We start from the raw sequence: 14,286 nt of genomic DNA on the forward strand, positions 1-14,286 counted from the left end.
GGCTTGTTAGGAAGAAGCGGCTGGATAATGCTCCATTCGAAATCAGTCAGGTCGAACCGGCGACGGGTCATCTGAGGCCTCCAAATCAAAGCCTCATTGAATCAAAGCCATGCCCGCGTGTGAACCCCGTTTATGAGTGCAGGGCCTAGGCGGATAGGATCATTCGTCGCTGCCTGTTGCGGCGTGGCAGTTTCAACGCGAGAAATCTGAAACGTACCGGCATTGCCATCGGCAAGGCTCCATCGCCCTAAAATGCTTCCCTGCTCGACAGTATCGAAGTGTACTGTCAGAATAACAGGTCCATTATTATTTCCGGTGATAACACGATTATCGCCAGCGGCAACCCCAGTTACATCGCCGGTCAGAACGGTCGCTGCGCCACCGCTCCCGAACCGAAGCGTTATTTCGTTACGACCACCCACGTCGGAAAACTCCACATAGAGATTCCCACGAATTGTTCCGAAAAGATCGCCGATCCAATTACCTGTTATTGCCATGATTTAGCCCCGTCGTTGCAGACAACCTGAAGTACAGGCATCGTCACGACAAGTTGGCGGCAACAAAAATTGCGAGATTTCAACTGGAATTATTTGGACCGCCGCAACGCGCTAAACTCCGCCCCCCAATCGGTCAGCGCCGTTTCAATTCTCCGACGCTCCTTGCGCACAAGCGTCAGGGTGTCCTTGACCTGATCAACCGTGGCGCCGAAACGCTGCCCGATCATTTCGACACGGTAACCCGCCAGATACAGGTCATAGATTTTCTCTCGCTGTTCATCGGTAAGCATATCTTCGGCGCGCTGTTTCTTGGCCATTTTGCTACTTCGTCCGGAAATGGGAACGCCCGGAGATGCGAAGCCCCCGGGCGTACCGACCTTAAAAACGTGGGTTCGTGAGCACGTTAGGTCGGATAGACGACGGGTGGTGGTCAACATGTCCAAACCACCGACCCGCCTCACGTGTGCCGCGCGTATCGCAAAAATGGGATCAACCACTTTTCGCGCGGCACGCTTCTGAATCTCAGTAGCTAACGTCGTTTCCCTCACGCAAGCGAGCGGCAAGCGCGGCGCGTTCGTCAGCGTCGTACGCGGCAGCGAGGCCGGACTCGCTAGGCTCTTCGGCGAGTTTAGCGAAGGCTTCACGCCTGGATTCGCCGGTCTTCTCGATACGGGTGCGGAGAAGACGCTCAAAGTTAGATTCATTGCTCATGTTGGCGGGTTCCTTTTCATGTGATTTTGAAATCGGTTCAATCTTCATCGCGGCGAGCATTGCCGCCGCGATGCGAGAGGTCGCAGCTTCGTCGCCCTTGAAGACCGGCTCTTCGGCCTTGGCGATAGCGACCCTGCTGAATTGATTGGCGCCCGCCGGGACGATGGAAAGTTCATCCAAACGGATGTTCACGAGCTTGGTGACCGGCTTGATCTGGTGACCGTCTGCCGACTTCATGATCCGGACCGTTGCTTCTTCGACAGCTGGCGTGCCAACCGCGCTGACTTCAGCCAGAACCAAATTCTTGATGATCTTCCGTTTCGGCGTCATTAGGCACCGCCTGTCAGGGCGCCAATGTACCGGGTATCAACCTCGTGCAACCTTTGGCCGCCGCGCGGCGACATTTCAGCGTAAGCGTGCAATCCTGCCGCAACGAATGAACCCTGCGTTACACGCCGGTGCTCGAAGATGTTTCCGAAGGCTTTTACGCCGGGGTGGTCCGGAGCGATCCGGCGGATTTCGCGGGACACCTCGACACGTTCGCGAAGCACGCGGAATAGCTCGTCGCAAAGATCATCTGCCCGTTTCGATACCGTCAGTAGGTGCGTCGCCTGTTCGGCAACACGGGCGTAGCGTTCGTCGCGGGCGGAGTTCTCGGCGGCGATGCGCTTTGCAGCCTCGTCAGCTTCGACCTTAGCAAGCTTTTCTTCAAGCTCCCCACGCCGATCCGTGTAAAACTTTTCGAGATTCTCAAGCTCAGACCGTACGTCCGGGTTACTTGACTTGCCAATGGTGGTGTTTTTCACGATGATGCTTCGCCTTTTCAACAATCATCGTGAAATTAAACGCCAGATACGCCATTGAATAGAGCATTACATTAAATGTCCGTAACCTAGATTGACAGGTGGCGACATATTATATTCGCTTACCGAATCTGTTCCGTCTTTTATCTTGATGAATTCCGGTGCAGCGAGCATCAGTGCAGGTGCTTGGGGCTTCACTGCTAGCAGCGCCGCACCACAGACAGACACAGCGACGTCGTCGTGACCGCCGGGCGGGTGGCCTATCTGATCACGTCCGCCGCGCGAAGTTCGACGTTCCAGAGCCGCAAGCTCACGGACAACGGTCGCACTTTCCGTGATGGCGATCGTCTTCGAATTGAACAGTGGCACGGCAGCATTGAAGATTTCGGACGCTGTCTTTTGCGATAGCCGATATTCTACACCCCGCTTCCGGAACTGTTCGCGCGGCCATTCCCCCGCATAGCGGTCGCCTGTGACATGCTTGATGCGGTAGAGCGCGAGAAGGTCACAAAAGTCGGAGACAACCGCTTCCGGGCTGAACGGTGGCTTACGCTCGCGAATGGCGTCAATGACGGCGACGGTCTTTTCGCCGTGTGCGATAGCCAGCGTAAAGCTGTCGTTCGAACCGCCCGACGGGTCAACGAACGCAACGTAGTTCTCACCATCTTCGGGCGGACGCTCGACCGTCCCGTGATCGATCGCAGCGTCGATAATGTCTGCCGTCAGAAGCTGTGAAATTCCGTCGCGGAACTCGGCGCCATATTCGGCGGCAGCGCGGAATGCATCCTTATCGTAAGCACGGTCAACGACGCGTTGCGGTAGGGTCGGATTGAACGTTCGTGACGGGCCTTTGGCGACAAGCACAGTCGGATCACCGTTCGGGCCGAAGTTCTTCCGGTAGGCGGTCCATAGCTCGCCACGCTTCGCCCATGGCGAGCTGTACATATACAAAAGACCACCAGTCGTTCCGAGTGCCGGGCGGGCAGCGTTCAGGATTTCGACGTCAGCGTTTGCGGAGTGCTCATCGTTGTACCATGTCGACACCTCGTCGGCGCATACGAGCGGACTGGTCAACCCCCGGATTGTGCGAAACGACGCCGTCCGCACGACCAGATCGCAGCGGTTTGAAAGCTTTATCGTCTCAGTATTTGACGTTTCGACCTGCTTCGATAGCAGGGGCGACTCTTCAATCACGCCCAATACGGCCTGAAATGAGTTTGCCGCCTGAATAGTCGAACCGGCAAGGATTGGGATCACCGCACGCTCACCGGCGGCAAGGTACGCGTGATCACATAAGCACGCCACAAAGGCCGCTAACGTCCCGGCTGAACGCGTTTTGCCAGCGCGACGGCCAAGCACCGCCACAAGCTCGTCAACCTGCTCCATTGGCTCGCGCTCGCGCCCTGTGATGGCGGTGAAGACGGTCCGTTCGGCGGCTGTCAGTTCTTCGCCCATCGCAGCGATAAGCAAGGCACGATGAGGCAACCACGTGTCACCGGGGAGCGCTTTACCTAGAAGGGCGTCGTCTTCCAAGGCTTCACGGATGGTGATCAGCTTCTTCAAGGGCATTGTGCAGCCTCCCGACGCTTGCGGGCTTGATACTCTTCAACTGCCATGCTTGCCGCCGAAGCGCTCGATTCATCGCACCACAGAAGCTCACGTTCGACGCGTTCTTCAATGAGCTTCAAGCGTCGCATCGCTTCGCCATGATGGCCGATTGATGCTGCCGACTTTGCCTCCTGAAGATGGACGTTTGACGCCCATAGCCCGGATGGATGGATCGTGTCGGCGTGCTGGTCGATTAGGGACGCGTATACCTCGATAGCGAAGTGGCTGTTCGTGACGGTCATTAGCGTTCGCCCCGCAGATAGTCGGTCAGCGTCAGTTCCTTGACGTTGCGCGTGAAGCCAAGCGTCTTCAGCATGCGAGTCACGCTGTTGCAGGCCGTGGTGTACGTGGCAATCTCCGGCACCATCTCACCAGCGGCAAGACGTGCCTCCACTGCCTCGCACCATACGGACAGGGACGCGGCACGGCGGACTAACTGCTTCTGTGTCTCGGTTAGGTCACCGCCAAGGTCTGCGCTGATGGCCCCGATAAGGTCACGGTAGCGTCGTCCTTGAGCGGTGCGCATGTCCGTGGGTTCAGCGAACAAGCGCGTTCCGTTGGCGACAGCCGAGCGCTGTGCCGCCGTTGTCGGAGCGTTGATGATGTCCACACCGGGCAAACCGCCCGCGAATTCCGTCATTTCAGTGCCTCACTGGTTACTGTTGGGCACTATTCTACGGAGAACATTGGGGATTGCCTATTGTTTACAGGTGTTTACCCATGTCCATCGGCGTTCAGCAAACGCCTTTCAAGAGCGTTGTCGGCGCGTACGGGCAGGAAGATCACGGCAGCGGTAAAAATGATCGGTTTGCGCTATATGTACAGGGTGGGCGAAACAACGGGCCGATTACCGTGAATCAACGGATGACCCGTACGTAAAGATATATACGTCTGAGACATGCGACCCCCCTCACCCCTCACTTTCCCCATGTCGTCTGTATTGCCGTATTTTCCCTATTTTATATTGTTCTCTGACTTAACCCATAGAGCAGGGGATAAGGGGTGAAATTGTCTCTTTATTCAACAAAGACATGACGTTGCCGCTTACCCCTTCTGCCGCAATGTGTGGGGTATTACGCGGGGAAAAGGGGTAAGTTATTCAATGACGGGACGATATACCCCCTCGCCCTACCCACTCACGACGGGAGTGAACTGTGAAAAGCATAATTTGCGGTTGTCGTTCTGCGCTGGTTCAAGCATATGTGCTGAACAACTTGAACGGGTTAATCGGACTTGAACGCTTTTACTGCAGCCAAAGCTAGGTATTCTCAAAATCGGTTCGACGCCTGTCATAAGGCTGTAGCGAACCTGCGATCACTACTTGGCGTCGAATTCCGTATCTCTGAACTTAGCCGCAGTTCGATTCAGGCGATTAATGATCAATGGGGAATTTCCCAATTTGATTGGCAGCAAATCCACGACAGCTACAGAGAGCCGGATTGCATTAAAATCGGAATATGGGTTGATGAGGCGTTGTGCGGAGCGTCGATCGGCACTACATCTGGCCAAACGCTGAAACTTCGTTTTGTCGAACGGGCGCCGCACGAAGACTGCCCCCTTAAGGGCTATGTGATTTTGATTGCATTGGAAGTCATGGCGCTTTATGGTCAGCTGAGAGGCAAGCGTGAGCTCGTCTTGGAACCAATTAACGAAAAGCTCATTGACTTGTACCAACATTCATATGGGTTTGAAGTGGTTCGTCCTGCAAAGGGAACTCCTTTTTGCAGAAAGGGGATTTAGAGATGGAAACCGTCAAGAAGCTGCAAGCTGCTGTTTCGCGTCGCCTATGGTTTGTACAGAAAGCTCTGCCTGAACCTGAGCCTACGTATGGAAAGTCGCGTCCTGCGACAGGCTTTTTCGCGAACCTTACTGACGATCAGAAAAAGCGCGCGCTAGCCTATCGCGGTGATGAAAACCACGGCGATCCTAGATTTGCGCGTGGGTGACGCGTTAAGTTACGTCGTGTTGAACAAAGCCCCAGCTTCCGCCGGGGCTTTTATTTTGCCTATACCGTCACGCCGGGAAGCCCTAGCAGTTTCGGCGGCAGAGCCGCCATTAAGTGCCCGATCGGATCATCGATTAAAGACCCGTTCTTTTCAGCTTCCCTTTTGATCTCCGGACCGCTCTTCATCTTCCAATGAGCGGCCATCTGATACGACGAGGCGTAGACTGTCAGCTTGTGTGACTTGTCACCCGTTTTGACCTCGATCCGGCCATCACCGCTCTTCACGACGAATGCCTTCTTGGTAAAGACGTTCTTGATACCCGAGAGCAAGTCAGGCGAGATCTTGCCACGAAGCTTGGCCGTGACCTGGGCGATCGTAAAGCACTTCCCTTCGAAACCCTCGATCACATCCATGACGGCCGATTCAAGGTCCGTCACGTGTGTCTGCATCATCGATTTCTTTGCATCGGTCTCAAGAGGCTGTTGCGGATCAAAGCCGCTGACGTTCATGGTCTGGAAGTGCTCGTAGAGCTCGCCAATCGCGCCCTGATCGCTGATTACGGTGTAAATGTCTTCGGCCAAGCCCGGTACGTTCTTGAGCTTGTCGCCGTTGGCGATGACCGTGAACCGACGATCATCGGCGGGCAAATACATCGCATCAGGATCATTCGTCGCCATCAGCGTCGAGAAAAACACACGCTTCTTCGCGCCGGTAACGCCTTTGCGGGTAACAGTTTTTGCGCTCGCTGCCGGGTCAACTATATCCTTTATGTGGGTGTAGATGTTCCGATTGTTCAGATGGCGCCCCGGCCCGGACTGAGCCGATAGCTCATCGATGCAGACGACAAGAAGTTCTTCCATCCATTCGTTGAATACCGACTGTGAGCTTGATCCGCAGAAAAGATCAAAGCCGATCGAACGGACATAATCTTCACCCATCAGTCGTTCCACGATCTTGAAGAGCGTACCGCGTCCAGTGCCTTGAATGTTGGCGGCGAGGAAAAGCACCGCAACCATTCGTTCGCCGGGATGTTGGACCTTGTACGCTAGCCATTTTTGAAACCAGACGCGTTCCTGATCGCCCGGTATCAAATGTCGAATGAAGCGCCGCCACACGTCCACGGCAGTTCCGTCACCGCGCGCGCTATGGACCGGCGGACGATAGGTGTTGAGCATTGACCCGCCGTGATCTCCGGGAAAGTAGCCGACCGGCTGATCAGGTCTGAGCGCGACACCCTCGATTTTGTGAGCGTTGGTGATCCAGTCTTCATAGAGCAGTCGGGTATTTCCGGAGTCCAGTCGAAACCGGTTCTGAATTGCGAGCTTGAAGTTTTGGACAGTCATACCGTCTGCGACGCTCCGCGCAGTGTGCGGCACAACCGGCTTGTTGCTGGACGGCAGGAACAGATAGCGGCCTCTTAGCCAATCGTAGGGCGATTGCTGTTGTTCAGTCATGGCGCGGCGCCTCCATACGGGTATAAAGAGACGCGTCGGCTAGGGATTCATCGGGGTCGCGATAGACCCATACAGCGTGATGACCGGGATTGAGTTGCGGCACAGAATCCGACGAACAATCGCCCTGAACGTATCGATCGACACCTTGGATCAGTGGGCGGAAATCCACTTCTGGCTCAACAAAGAAAGTCGTTGTTTCGCCAAGGTCCACAAACGTGTTGGTCCAGTCCCCGAGGAAAAAGCAGTGCGGCGGTGCGGACCGCCCGCCGGGGATCGTCGCGTGGAGCGCCGAAGGTTCGCCGGTCGCGAGCGCTCGCAAGAGGGTTAACGCGATATAGGCTACTTGCCCAGTTTCGGTGTGACGTATTTCGAGTTGACGAACCGAGACCGGCGCTGCTGGCAGGATCGCGGCGGCTTGGAACAATTGCACCACACTGGATACTTGACGTTCGCCTGAAACGTTATTACATGACATTTGAGTGTTTTTCCTTGATTTGCTCTGCGACCCGTTCCGGCTCCAATCGAAACGGGTCTTTTTCTTTCTCGTCTCCGTGAAGGTCTGACTTACGGCCACAGCCTGCGCTTGGCATCGATGATCTTCATGCCGCGCTCTTCTGTGCCTTGTCCCGTTGCGCCTTTTCCCAAGCCGCTATCGCTGAAAGCGGGATGACGACGCGTCGTCCGATGTGGAAATGCTCCGGCGCTTCGCCCCGCTCTTTGAGAAGGTAGAACGTCCCCCTCCCGATGCCGTAGCTTTTGCAAAAAGCTGATACCGAAACTGCCTGCTCAGTCATTTTCATGTTCCTTCGTCGTTGAACTGACACGAACGTAGGTGACGGTACTGAACATATCAAGTATCTGATTTTACAGCGTTTTTGTTGTCGCATGTCAACAGGCGCTCAATGTAAACAATCACGATAACACTATAAATGCCGCTGTTTATGCTATCGAAAATCTTGTTGGAACGGGCGGTTAACCCATCTAAATTTTCCTACGCAGCGACACTCACCGTCGCCGCCGCGATCATGTCGTCAGACGCATCAACGATGAAAGCCGCGTAGTGCTTGGCGATCATTGCAGGACTAGTGTCGTGGAGCGCGGCAACCATTGTCACAGGTAGACCCGCCTTCAGTTGGCGCACAATGGATGTGTGTCTGAACGCATAGGGGATGGTGTGCGACGGGATTCCGGCCCGCTTGATGATCTTCTTCCATACCCGATCAATCGCAGCCGCGCTCCCCCACGCCACACGTTCACCGGTGCGCCAAACCAAGGGCGCAATTTCAACGTTTTGTAAGCGCGACAGAAGTGGTGCGTTCGGCGCTACACCATCGCCGCGAATGATGTCGAAATCCGATTGGGCAACTATCCGCTTGATCGGCTTTGACGCAATCTTCTTTCGCCCTTTGCGGGAAGCTGGCACCATCAGCACATGGTCAGTCACAGCGCCGCGTAGCTGAAGTCGCGCGTCAGCGCCAGTCATTCTCGCAAGCTGCGAGAAACGCATGCCGGTCGCCGCGAGCGCCGTGAACATACGGTGCAGGTCGCCCGCCCACGCTTCTTCCTCATCAACGGCTTTGATCGTCGCCATCAACGCGGAAAGCTGATCCGGCGCCAGCACCTGAATCTCGCGGCTGTTTTCGACATCATCGCCGGTCTTCAGGCCGAGTGTCACCTCATCACGCCAATCCACCGGTAGCGCCTTCCGGTGCTTTTCCCATGCGAGCCGAAGCGCGGCCTTCAAATCCGCCAAAAGTCGCTTCTTGTTAGCCGGTTTGAGCACCAATCCATCCGAATAATCACGCAGGGTGTCAGCCGTGACTTTCCGTAGCAGCGTGTCCGAAAGCTCTTCGTCGGAAAGCACGTGCTTCGTCAGTCTTGTGTCAGCGTCGGAACGAACCTTTCGCCCTTTCACTTTCTCGTCGCGAGCGTTCCGGACGGCAATGTAATCCTCCACCGCGAGGCGGACAGTCACACGAACAAGCGCGGCGGATGCGGGCATCTTCGCAGCTTCGGCGTATGTTAACGCCCTTGCGATAGCTTGGCTAAACGACAGCGGTTCTGCGCTGGTAGCCGCAATCTCTGGATCATCGACATCCGCAAACACGGCCATCACATACGGGTTAGACGAAGTTGCTTTTGACGGATCAATGTAGCGAACGACCCACTTTCGCGATTCTGGTGACTTCCGATATCCCAGGAAGCGACCCGGCGCGACGCGTGTCCAATAGGGCTTCTTTGCCACGGGAAGCTTCGCGCGCTTTGCGGGTGAATCGATTTCATTCGCCATTTTCAGTTCCTCACAGTGCCCAAGAGTGCCCAAATTTGCCGGTCAACGCCGATGAACAACGACGAACATTTAAGCATAAAAACCCAATAAAATCAAATATATGGGCAAACACCAATGAACGCCGGTGAACAACAGATACGCCTATTGAGCGCGATCGAGGCGACATACGCGCGCGTGTCCGACCCGCAGCGCGTGACGCTGCGGCTGATAGGCTCGGCGATGGTTGCCTTCGGCGTGTTCCTCTCGGGCTTCGTCATCGACGAGCCGGCGCCCTATGAACTCTGGATGGCCGGGCTGACCGGCATCTGGTTCATCCTCGGCCTTCGCATTTCGCGCTACAGCGGCATCCTGCTCGCCCTGCTCCTCACCTTCAATGTCGGCGGCATGCTTTCGCTGACGCAGATGAAGGACATGACCGGCGGGCCGATGTATGTGGCGGTCTCCACCTTCCTGGCGCTGACCTCAGTCTTCTATGCGGCGATCATCGAGGACAATGCCAAGCGCCTTGTGCTGATCTTCAACGCTTGGGTCTTTGCCGCCGTCATCACCTCTGCGCTCGGCATTCTCGGCTATTTCCACGCCTTTCCCGGCTCTGAGGTGTTCACCCTCTACGACCGCGCCAAGGGCGCCTTCCAGGATCCGAACGTCTTCGGCCCCTTCCTCGTCGCCCCTTCCCTCTATCTCGTGCACGGGATGCTGACGCGCAGCCTCTTGAGCTCACCGATCCGCGCCTTCGCGCTGCTGATCCTGGCGCTCGGCGTCTTCCTGTCCTTTTCGCGCGCCGCCTGGGGCCTGTTCCTGCTGACGATCGTCATCCTGATCTTCGTGATGCTGCTGAAGGAGCGCACCGGCGCCTTCCGGCTGAAGATCCTGCTGATGTCGATGACCGCCGTCATCCTGATGGTCGCCGCCTTGGTGATCGCTTTGCAGATTCCGCAGGTGGCCGATCTCTTCAGCACCCGCGCGCAGCTCGTCCAGCAATATGACGGCGAATATCTCGGCCGTTTCGACCGCCATCGGATCGGCTTCCAGATGATGATGGAACGGCCGTTCGGCATCGGCCCGATGGTGTTCGGCACGATCTTTCCTGAAGACGAGCACAATATCTGGCTGAAATGCCTGACGACCTATGGCTGGCTCGGCTTCGTCACCTATGTGTCGATGCTGATCTGGACCATCTATCTCGGCTTCAAGAACCTCTTGAAGGACCGCCCCTGGCAGCCGTTCCTGATGATCGCCTGGATCTGCGTCATCGGCCACGCAACGATCGGCAACGTCATCGACATCGACCACTGGCGCCACGTCTATCTGCTGTTCGGGATCGTCTGGGGATGTTCAGCTCTGGAGCACCGCTACCAGCGTGAATTGTATGGCGATACCGGGGCCCGCGCCACTTGAGAAGCGCGCCGTCCGCGCTACAATTCCTCTGATGATCACAGGAACACAGATACGCGGCGCGCGCGCCATGACCGGCATGAGCATCGAGGAACTGGCCGATGCCGCCGGGCTCTCGACGCAGACGGTCTCCGCCCTCGAACATGGCACCGGCACCGGAGAGCCGCAGGCGTTTCTCGCCGCCAAGCATGCGCTCGAGGCTGCCGGCATCGTCTTCATAGCCAGCGGCAATCACGACGAAGGCGGCCCCGGCGTACGGCTGAAAGCTCGCCCGAACGGCGATGACGGGCTGAGGCCGGAAGAGCTTAACGCCACCAACGACGATTGAGACGGAACCAAACCAGTTCTCATGCGTTTTCCGCCGCGCAATCAACGCGTTGAGGGAAAACATCTTGAATCGTAGCAATGGACTTTATTTCGTCATCGGCGCTCTGCTGGTCGTCGTCGTCGGCCTAGGTGCCTATATTTACCGTGAAGAAAGCAAGCCTGAGGGCGTCGAGCTCAGCATCGGCCAGAACGGCATTTCAGTCGAACAGAAATAACCCTTCAGAGATAGGCCTTGGTCAGGGCGGCGAGCTTTGCGCCGTCCCTGACGCCCTGACGGTAGAGCTGGATCATCACGGCGCCGAGGCGCTCGGCTTCCTGCGTGCGGCGGCCGACGCCGCGATCTTCGCAGACTTCATCCAGAACATTCGAGATCACGTCGAGATCCTCCGAAAACAACGGCAGGTCGCGCGGATGGATGGGTGTGGCGAGCATCGCAGCAGCACTTCATGAAGGCCTGATGCGCGACATCCGCAACGGCACAAATGGATCGGGAACGCGCTCACTATGCGCGCCGATCTCACGCTTTGCAACTGCCGGAAATTTATCGGGAACAAAGCCAGCGGGCGGGCGTTTGCTGGCAGGTTCCGTTCAGTATCGAAGATCGTGTCATGAGTCAGAGAAATTTCCCCTCCCCCGTCCGCGTCAAATCCGCGACCGCAGACCTTATCATTTCCACCGCCTGGGAGGCTGTCGAATTCCTGAAGCGCTGGCCGGGCAAGCGCGGCCGCGAATACCGCATCGCCATGCAGCATTGCCTCGATGCGCTCGATGGGCTGATCAGCGCCGGAAAGGCGCGGCTGTCCTTCATCACCGCCGTTCGCTCGGCAGGACTGCTGGAATAGCTCCGATCACACTTTAGTGTTTGCGGATCGGGATCACCTCCGCCAGACGTGGATGCAGGGCGCCATCGGTGATCGCCTTGCCGCTGATCTCGATCAGATATTCCTCGGCAAGCTCGCACAGCGCGCGCGCCACATCGCCCTCACCCCAACCCGCGCGCACCGCCGCTTCGGACAAGGCCTGAAACGCTTCGGCAAGCTGCCCGCGCGGACTGTCATCAAATCTGCGATCGGTCATGGCCGTCCCCAGCGCGCCGCCATGGCGCATGGGTGGAAGAATACGGCCCGCAGCGGAGAAAAGGCGAGGACTATTCACAATTCGCCACGGCCAAATTTGGTGGGGTTGGCGCGGACGAAACCGCGCTGCGGTTGGTCCGCAGAAGCAGTCCAGCGGGAAACTGGCGGGACTTCCGTCGCCTTCCGTTCTCCTCTAGGTCCATGAAGACCCTTGGGGGAGAGAACGAAAACCCTTGTTGTTCAAGGATTTAAATGGTCGGGGCGACAGGACTTGAACCTGCGACCCCTTGACCCCCAGTCAAGTGCGCTACCGGGCTGCGCTACGCCCCGACCTGCCTAAACGGCTTGCATCGTTTAGTTTTTCGACGGCTTGAATGCAAGTGGAAAAAGGAGCCCCACCTGCAAAAAGCCGCGGCCTTATTTTGCCGTCGAGAGGACGAGTGCGCCGGGCTTGGCTTCGGCGCGGTAATCCACGTAGCTGTCGGTTTCGGCGTGCGGTGTTTCGAACGGCGTTGCGTGGGTGGTGGTGATGACCACGACATCGGCGCCGGCCGCCTCGCCTGCGAGGATCCCTGCGACGGCATCTTCGAACACGAGGCAGCGGGCCGGATCAACGCCGAGGCGCTTGGCGCCGAGGATATAGCATTCCGGGCTCGGCTTGCCGGCTGAGACTTCTTCGCCTGTGACCATCACCTTCGGCAGCGGAATGCCGGCCGCCTTCAGGCGCTTGTAGGCGAGCTCGGCAGGGGCGGACGTCACGATCGCCCAGCGGTCCTCGGGAAGGCTCTTGACGAAATCGATGGCGCCGGGGATTTCGATGATGCCCTCGACATCTTCCATCTCGGCATCGAGCAGCAGCTTTGCCTCATGGAACGGATCGACGCCCGGCAGGCCGAGATTGCGGACGGTGTCGGAGGCGCGCACGCCATGCACCGTCTTCATGAAGACCTCCGGCTCCAGGCCGTGGCGCTTTGCCCAGTCGCCCCAGACGCGCTCCACGACGGCGATCGAATTCACCAGCGTGCCGTCCATGTCGAACAGGAAGGCGTCATAGTCTTTGCCGAAGATATTGGAATTGGGCACTGCGTATTCCTTGTCTGCTAAATGAGTGGCGGGCCTTGGCGCGGTTCAGCCGCTTTGCTTTTCCATCGGCCAGGTATCGGACAGGCGGTATCCGGACGGATAGGGATCGGACGGATCGAGCATCAGCTGCTGCGTTCCGGTCACCCAGGCGCGGCCGGATATGATCGGCACGATGCCGGGCTTGCCGCCGATATCGGCTTCGGAATCGATCGAGCAATGGAACTCGGAGCCGATGATCGAGCGGCCGGTGAATTTGTCGCCGACCTTCATCTGACCCTTGGCATGGAGAACCGCCATGCGGGCCGAGCAGCCGGTGCCGGTCGGCGAACGGTCGATCTTGCCGGGGCGGATGGCGACGGCGTTGGCGCCGGTCAGGATGCCGTTCTCGACGACGACGGGGGCCGCGAACTGGCAGAAGGAGATGTGGTCCCAGCCGCTGTTGACGGGGTGGACGAAACCCAGCTGTTCGTTGGCCGCCTTGGTGATCTTCATGCCGAGCTCGGCGAGATCGCGGGCCTCATGCGGGGCGATCGCAAAACCCAGAGCATGGGCGTCGACGATGACGAAGCTGTCGCCGCCATAGGCGGTATCGACGGTGAGCGTGCCGAGCCCCTCGACCTCGAGCTTCGCATCGAGCTTGTCGGCGAAGGAGGTGACGTTCTTGACGCTGATGCGCTCGGCTTTGCCGTTGCGGCAGGTAGCGGTCACCTCGATGAGGCCGGCCGGCGGCTCGAGGATCATCTTCGTCTCCGGCTCCTGCATAGGGATGATGCCGGTATCGAGAAGGACGGTGGAGACGCAGATGGAATTCGAGCCGGACATCGGCGGCGTGTCGGCCGGCTCCATGATGATCCAGCCCATCTGTGCCTTCGGGTTCTTCGGCGGCACCAGCAAATTCACATGGCGGAAGACGCCGCCGCGCGGCTCGTTGAGCACGAAGTTGCGCAGCGTCTCGTCGCTGGCGATGAAGCGGGACTGGTCCCAGACGGTCTCGCCCGGCGGCGGCGCGACGCCACCGACGATCACATCCCCCACCTCGCCTTCGGCATGGCAGGTAACGACATGGATGACCTTGGATGTTCTCATCGCGCGAGTC

The 14,286-nt window shown here is 57.7% G+C and carries 22 protein-coding genes and 1 tRNA gene; 7 read left to right on the top strand and 16 right to left on the bottom strand.

Annotated elements, in window-relative coordinates; translation table 11 throughout:
• Nucleotides 1-101: 101 nt before the first annotated feature.
• From AC1DV9_RS19540 to AC1DV9_RS19570, 7 genes are all read right to left on the bottom strand, one after another.
• On the bottom strand, nt 102-497 hold the full coding sequence (locus AC1DV9_RS19540) for a hypothetical protein (RefSeq protein ID WP_477949741.1): 396 nt from the start codon (nt 495-497) through the stop codon (nt 102-104).
• An 89-nt stretch (nt 498-586) separates the two neighbouring features.
• Nucleotides 587-814, bottom strand: a complete 228-nt coding sequence (locus tag AC1DV9_RS19545) for a hypothetical protein (protein WP_477949742.1) — start codon at nt 812-814, stop codon at nt 587-589.
• A 205-nt stretch (nt 815-1,019) separates the two neighbouring features.
• Complete coding sequence (locus AC1DV9_RS19550) at nt 1,020-1,538, bottom strand: hypothetical protein (RefSeq protein WP_477949743.1); 519 nt, start codon at nt 1,536-1,538, stop codon at nt 1,020-1,022.
• Nucleotides 1,538-2,014, bottom strand: coding sequence for a hypothetical protein (locus tag AC1DV9_RS19555; RefSeq protein ID WP_477949744.1), 477 nt, complete (start codon nt 2,012-2,014; stop codon nt 1,538-1,540). Before AC1DV9_RS19555 ends, AC1DV9_RS19550 begins: the two co-directional genes overlap by 1 nt.
• Nucleotides 2,015-2,080: 66 nt before the next feature.
• On the bottom strand, nt 2,081-3,580 hold the full coding sequence (locus AC1DV9_RS19560) for a hypothetical protein (protein WP_477949745.1): 1,500 nt from the start codon (nt 3,578-3,580) through the stop codon (nt 2,081-2,083).
• Nucleotides 3,571-3,861 carry a hypothetical protein gene (locus AC1DV9_RS19565; RefSeq protein WP_477949746.1) on the bottom strand — a complete coding sequence of 97 codons (291 nt, stop codon included), beginning with the start codon at nt 3,859-3,861 and terminating at the stop codon, nt 3,571-3,573. Before AC1DV9_RS19565 ends, AC1DV9_RS19560 begins: the two co-directional genes overlap by 10 nt.
• Entirely contained in the window at nt 3,861-4,259 is a 399-nt protein-coding gene (locus AC1DV9_RS19570; protein WP_477949747.1) for a hypothetical protein, read from the bottom strand. The genes AC1DV9_RS19565 and AC1DV9_RS19570 overlap by 1 nt, the downstream gene beginning before the upstream one ends.
• An 80-nt stretch (nt 4,260-4,339) precedes the next feature.
• Between AC1DV9_RS19570 and AC1DV9_RS19575 the strand changes: the two genes are divergently transcribed.
• The 3 genes from AC1DV9_RS19575 (at nt 4,340) to AC1DV9_RS19585 (ending at nt 5,565) form a co-directional block, all read left to right on the top strand.
• A complete protein-coding gene (locus tag AC1DV9_RS19575) occupies nt 4,340-4,498 on the top strand; it encodes a hypothetical protein (RefSeq protein WP_477949748.1) in 159 nt (52 codons plus the stop codon).
• Between the two features lie 354 nt (nt 4,499-4,852).
• Nucleotides 4,853-5,359 (top strand): hypothetical protein, encoded by a 507-nt coding sequence (locus AC1DV9_RS19580; RefSeq protein ID WP_477949749.1) that lies wholly within the window; start codon nt 4,853-4,855, stop codon nt 5,357-5,359.
• Nucleotides 5,360-5,361: 2 nt separating this feature from the next.
• Nucleotides 5,362-5,565 (top strand): hypothetical protein, encoded by a 204-nt coding sequence (locus AC1DV9_RS19585; RefSeq protein WP_477949750.1) that lies wholly within the window; start codon nt 5,362-5,364, stop codon nt 5,563-5,565.
• 59 nt (nt 5,566-5,624) lie between these two features.
• On the opposite strand, the gene AC1DV9_RS19590 is transcribed toward AC1DV9_RS19585, so the two are convergent.
• The 4 genes from AC1DV9_RS19590 to AC1DV9_RS19605 form a co-directional block, all read right to left on the bottom strand.
• The gene (locus tag AC1DV9_RS19590) at nt 5,625-7,019 is read right to left on the bottom strand and encodes a primase-helicase family protein (protein WP_477949751.1); all 1,395 of its coding nucleotides are present in this window, start codon (nt 7,017-7,019) and stop codon (nt 5,625-5,627) included.
• Complete coding sequence (locus tag AC1DV9_RS19595) at nt 7,012-7,494, bottom strand: hypothetical protein (RefSeq protein ID WP_477949752.1); 483 nt, start codon at nt 7,492-7,494, stop codon at nt 7,012-7,014. The genes AC1DV9_RS19590 and AC1DV9_RS19595 overlap by 8 nt, the downstream gene beginning before the upstream one ends.
• Before the next feature lie 124 nt (nt 7,495-7,618).
• Entirely contained in the window at nt 7,619-7,813 is a 195-nt protein-coding gene (locus AC1DV9_RS19600; protein ID WP_477949753.1) for a helix-turn-helix transcriptional regulator, read from the bottom strand.
• 197 nt (nt 7,814-8,010) lie between these two features.
• Nucleotides 8,011-9,309: a hypothetical protein gene (locus AC1DV9_RS19605; protein WP_477949754.1), complete on the bottom strand. Its 1,299-nt coding sequence runs from the start codon at nt 9,307-9,309 to the stop codon at nt 8,011-8,013.
• Nucleotides 9,310-9,453: 144 nt separating this feature from the next.
• Here AC1DV9_RS19605 and AC1DV9_RS19610 point away from each other — a divergent pair, with 144 nt between their 5' ends.
• The 3 genes from AC1DV9_RS19610 (at nt 9,454) to AC1DV9_RS19620 (ending at nt 11,246) form a co-directional block, all read left to right on the top strand.
• A complete protein-coding gene (locus AC1DV9_RS19610) occupies nt 9,454-10,707 on the top strand; it encodes an O-antigen ligase family protein (protein ID WP_477949891.1) in 1,254 nt (417 codons plus the stop codon).
• 31 nt (nt 10,708-10,738) lie between these two features.
• Nucleotides 10,739-11,032 carry a helix-turn-helix transcriptional regulator gene (locus AC1DV9_RS19615; RefSeq protein WP_310298331.1) on the top strand — a complete coding sequence of 98 codons (294 nt, stop codon included), beginning with the start codon at nt 10,739-10,741 and terminating at the stop codon, nt 11,030-11,032.
• 64 nt (nt 11,033-11,096) lie between these two features.
• On the top strand, nt 11,097-11,246 hold the full coding sequence (locus tag AC1DV9_RS19620) for a hypothetical protein (protein WP_477949755.1): 150 nt from the start codon (nt 11,097-11,099) through the stop codon (nt 11,244-11,246).
• A 4-nt stretch (nt 11,247-11,250) separates the two neighbouring features.
• On the opposite strand, the gene AC1DV9_RS19625 is transcribed toward AC1DV9_RS19620, so the two are convergent.
• On the bottom strand, nt 11,251-11,463 hold the full coding sequence (locus AC1DV9_RS19625) for a hypothetical protein (RefSeq protein WP_477328495.1): 213 nt from the start codon (nt 11,461-11,463) through the stop codon (nt 11,251-11,253).
• 176 nt (nt 11,464-11,639) lie between these two features.
• On the opposite strand from AC1DV9_RS19625, the gene AC1DV9_RS19630 reads away from it, so the two are divergent.
• Complete coding sequence (locus AC1DV9_RS19630; RefSeq protein WP_310298322.1) at nt 11,640-11,873, top strand: DUF982 domain-containing protein; 234 nt, start codon at nt 11,640-11,642, stop codon at nt 11,871-11,873.
• 13 nt (nt 11,874-11,886) lie between these two features.
• On the opposite strand, the gene AC1DV9_RS19635 is transcribed toward AC1DV9_RS19630, so the two are convergent.
• The 4 genes from AC1DV9_RS19635 to AC1DV9_RS19650 form a co-directional block, all read right to left on the bottom strand.
• Nucleotides 11,887-12,108: a hypothetical protein gene (locus AC1DV9_RS19635; protein ID WP_477949756.1), complete on the bottom strand. Its 222-nt coding sequence runs from the start codon at nt 12,106-12,108 to the stop codon at nt 11,887-11,889.
• A 252-nt stretch (nt 12,109-12,360) separates the two neighbouring features.
• Nucleotides 12,361-12,437 (bottom strand) — tRNA-Pro (locus AC1DV9_RS19640).
• An 87-nt stretch (nt 12,438-12,524) separates the two neighbouring features.
• Nucleotides 12,525-13,139 carry an HAD family hydrolase gene (locus AC1DV9_RS19645; RefSeq protein WP_405049642.1) on the bottom strand — a complete coding sequence of 205 codons (615 nt, stop codon included), beginning with the start codon at nt 13,137-13,139 and terminating at the stop codon, nt 12,525-12,527.
• Between the two features lie 96 nt (nt 13,140-13,235).
• Complete coding sequence (locus AC1DV9_RS19650) at nt 13,236-14,276, bottom strand: trans-3-hydroxy-L-proline dehydratase (RefSeq protein ID WP_477949757.1); 1,041 nt, start codon at nt 14,274-14,276, stop codon at nt 13,236-13,238.
• Nucleotides 14,277-14,286: the final 10 nt, after the last annotated feature.

Source organism: Rhizobium sp. 01L410, from assembly GCF_056400165.1.

What these genes read in the sequence shown, in the direction of transcription:
- AC1DV9_RS19540 (WP_477949741.1), bottom strand. Translation starts at nt 497, where the DNA reads ATGGCAATAACAGGTAATTGGATCGGCGATCTTTTCGGAACAATTCGT.
- AC1DV9_RS19545 (WP_477949742.1), bottom strand. Translation starts at nt 814, where the DNA reads ATGGCCAAGAAACAGCGCGCCGAAGATATGCTTACCGATGAACAGCGA.
- AC1DV9_RS19550 (WP_477949743.1), bottom strand. Translation starts at nt 1,538, where the DNA reads ATGACGCCGAAACGGAAGATCATCAAGAATTTGGTTCTGGCTGAAGTC.
- AC1DV9_RS19560 (WP_477949745.1), bottom strand. Translation starts at nt 3,580, where the DNA reads ATGCCCTTGAAGAAGCTGATCACCATCCGTGAAGCCTTGGAAGACGAC.
- AC1DV9_RS19565 (WP_477949746.1), bottom strand. Translation starts at nt 3,861, where the DNA reads ATGACCGTCACGAACAGCCACTTCGCTATCGAGGTATACGCGTCCCTA.
- AC1DV9_RS19570 (WP_477949747.1), bottom strand. Translation starts at nt 4,259, where the DNA reads ATGACGGAATTCGCGGGCGGTTTGCCCGGTGTGGACATCATCAACGCT.
- AC1DV9_RS19575 (WP_477949748.1), top strand. Translation starts at nt 4,340, where the DNA reads ATGTCCATCGGCGTTCAGCAAACGCCTTTCAAGAGCGTTGTCGGCGCG.
- AC1DV9_RS19585 (WP_477949750.1), top strand. Translation starts at nt 5,362, where the DNA reads ATGGAAACCGTCAAGAAGCTGCAAGCTGCTGTTTCGCGTCGCCTATGG.
- AC1DV9_RS19590 (WP_477949751.1), bottom strand. Translation starts at nt 7,019, where the DNA reads ATGACTGAACAACAGCAATCGCCCTACGATTGGCTAAGAGGCCGCTAT.
- AC1DV9_RS19595 (WP_477949752.1), bottom strand. Translation starts at nt 7,494, where the DNA reads ATGTCATGTAATAACGTTTCAGGCGAACGTCAAGTATCCAGTGTGGTG.
- AC1DV9_RS19600 (WP_477949753.1), bottom strand. Translation starts at nt 7,813, where the DNA reads ATGACTGAGCAGGCAGTTTCGGTATCAGCTTTTTGCAAAAGCTACGGC.
- AC1DV9_RS19605 (WP_477949754.1), bottom strand. Translation starts at nt 9,309, where the DNA reads ATGGCGAATGAAATCGATTCACCCGCAAAGCGCGCGAAGCTTCCCGTG.
- AC1DV9_RS19615 (WP_310298331.1), top strand. Translation starts at nt 10,739, where the DNA reads ATGATCACAGGAACACAGATACGCGGCGCGCGCGCCATGACCGGCATG.
- AC1DV9_RS19625 (WP_477328495.1), bottom strand. Translation starts at nt 11,463, where the DNA reads ATGCTCGCCACACCCATCCATCCGCGCGACCTGCCGTTGTTTTCGGAG.
- AC1DV9_RS19630 (WP_310298322.1), top strand. Translation starts at nt 11,640, where the DNA reads ATGAGTCAGAGAAATTTCCCCTCCCCCGTCCGCGTCAAATCCGCGACC.
- AC1DV9_RS19635 (WP_477949756.1), bottom strand. Translation starts at nt 12,108, where the DNA reads ATGACCGATCGCAGATTTGATGACAGTCCGCGCGGGCAGCTTGCCGAA.
- AC1DV9_RS19645 (WP_405049642.1), bottom strand. Translation starts at nt 13,139, where the DNA reads ATGGACGGCACGCTGGTGAATTCGATCGCCGTCGTGGAGCGCGTCTGG.
- AC1DV9_RS19650 (WP_477949757.1), bottom strand. Translation starts at nt 14,276, where the DNA reads ATGAGAACATCCAAGGTCATCCATGTCGTTACCTGCCATGCCGAAGGC.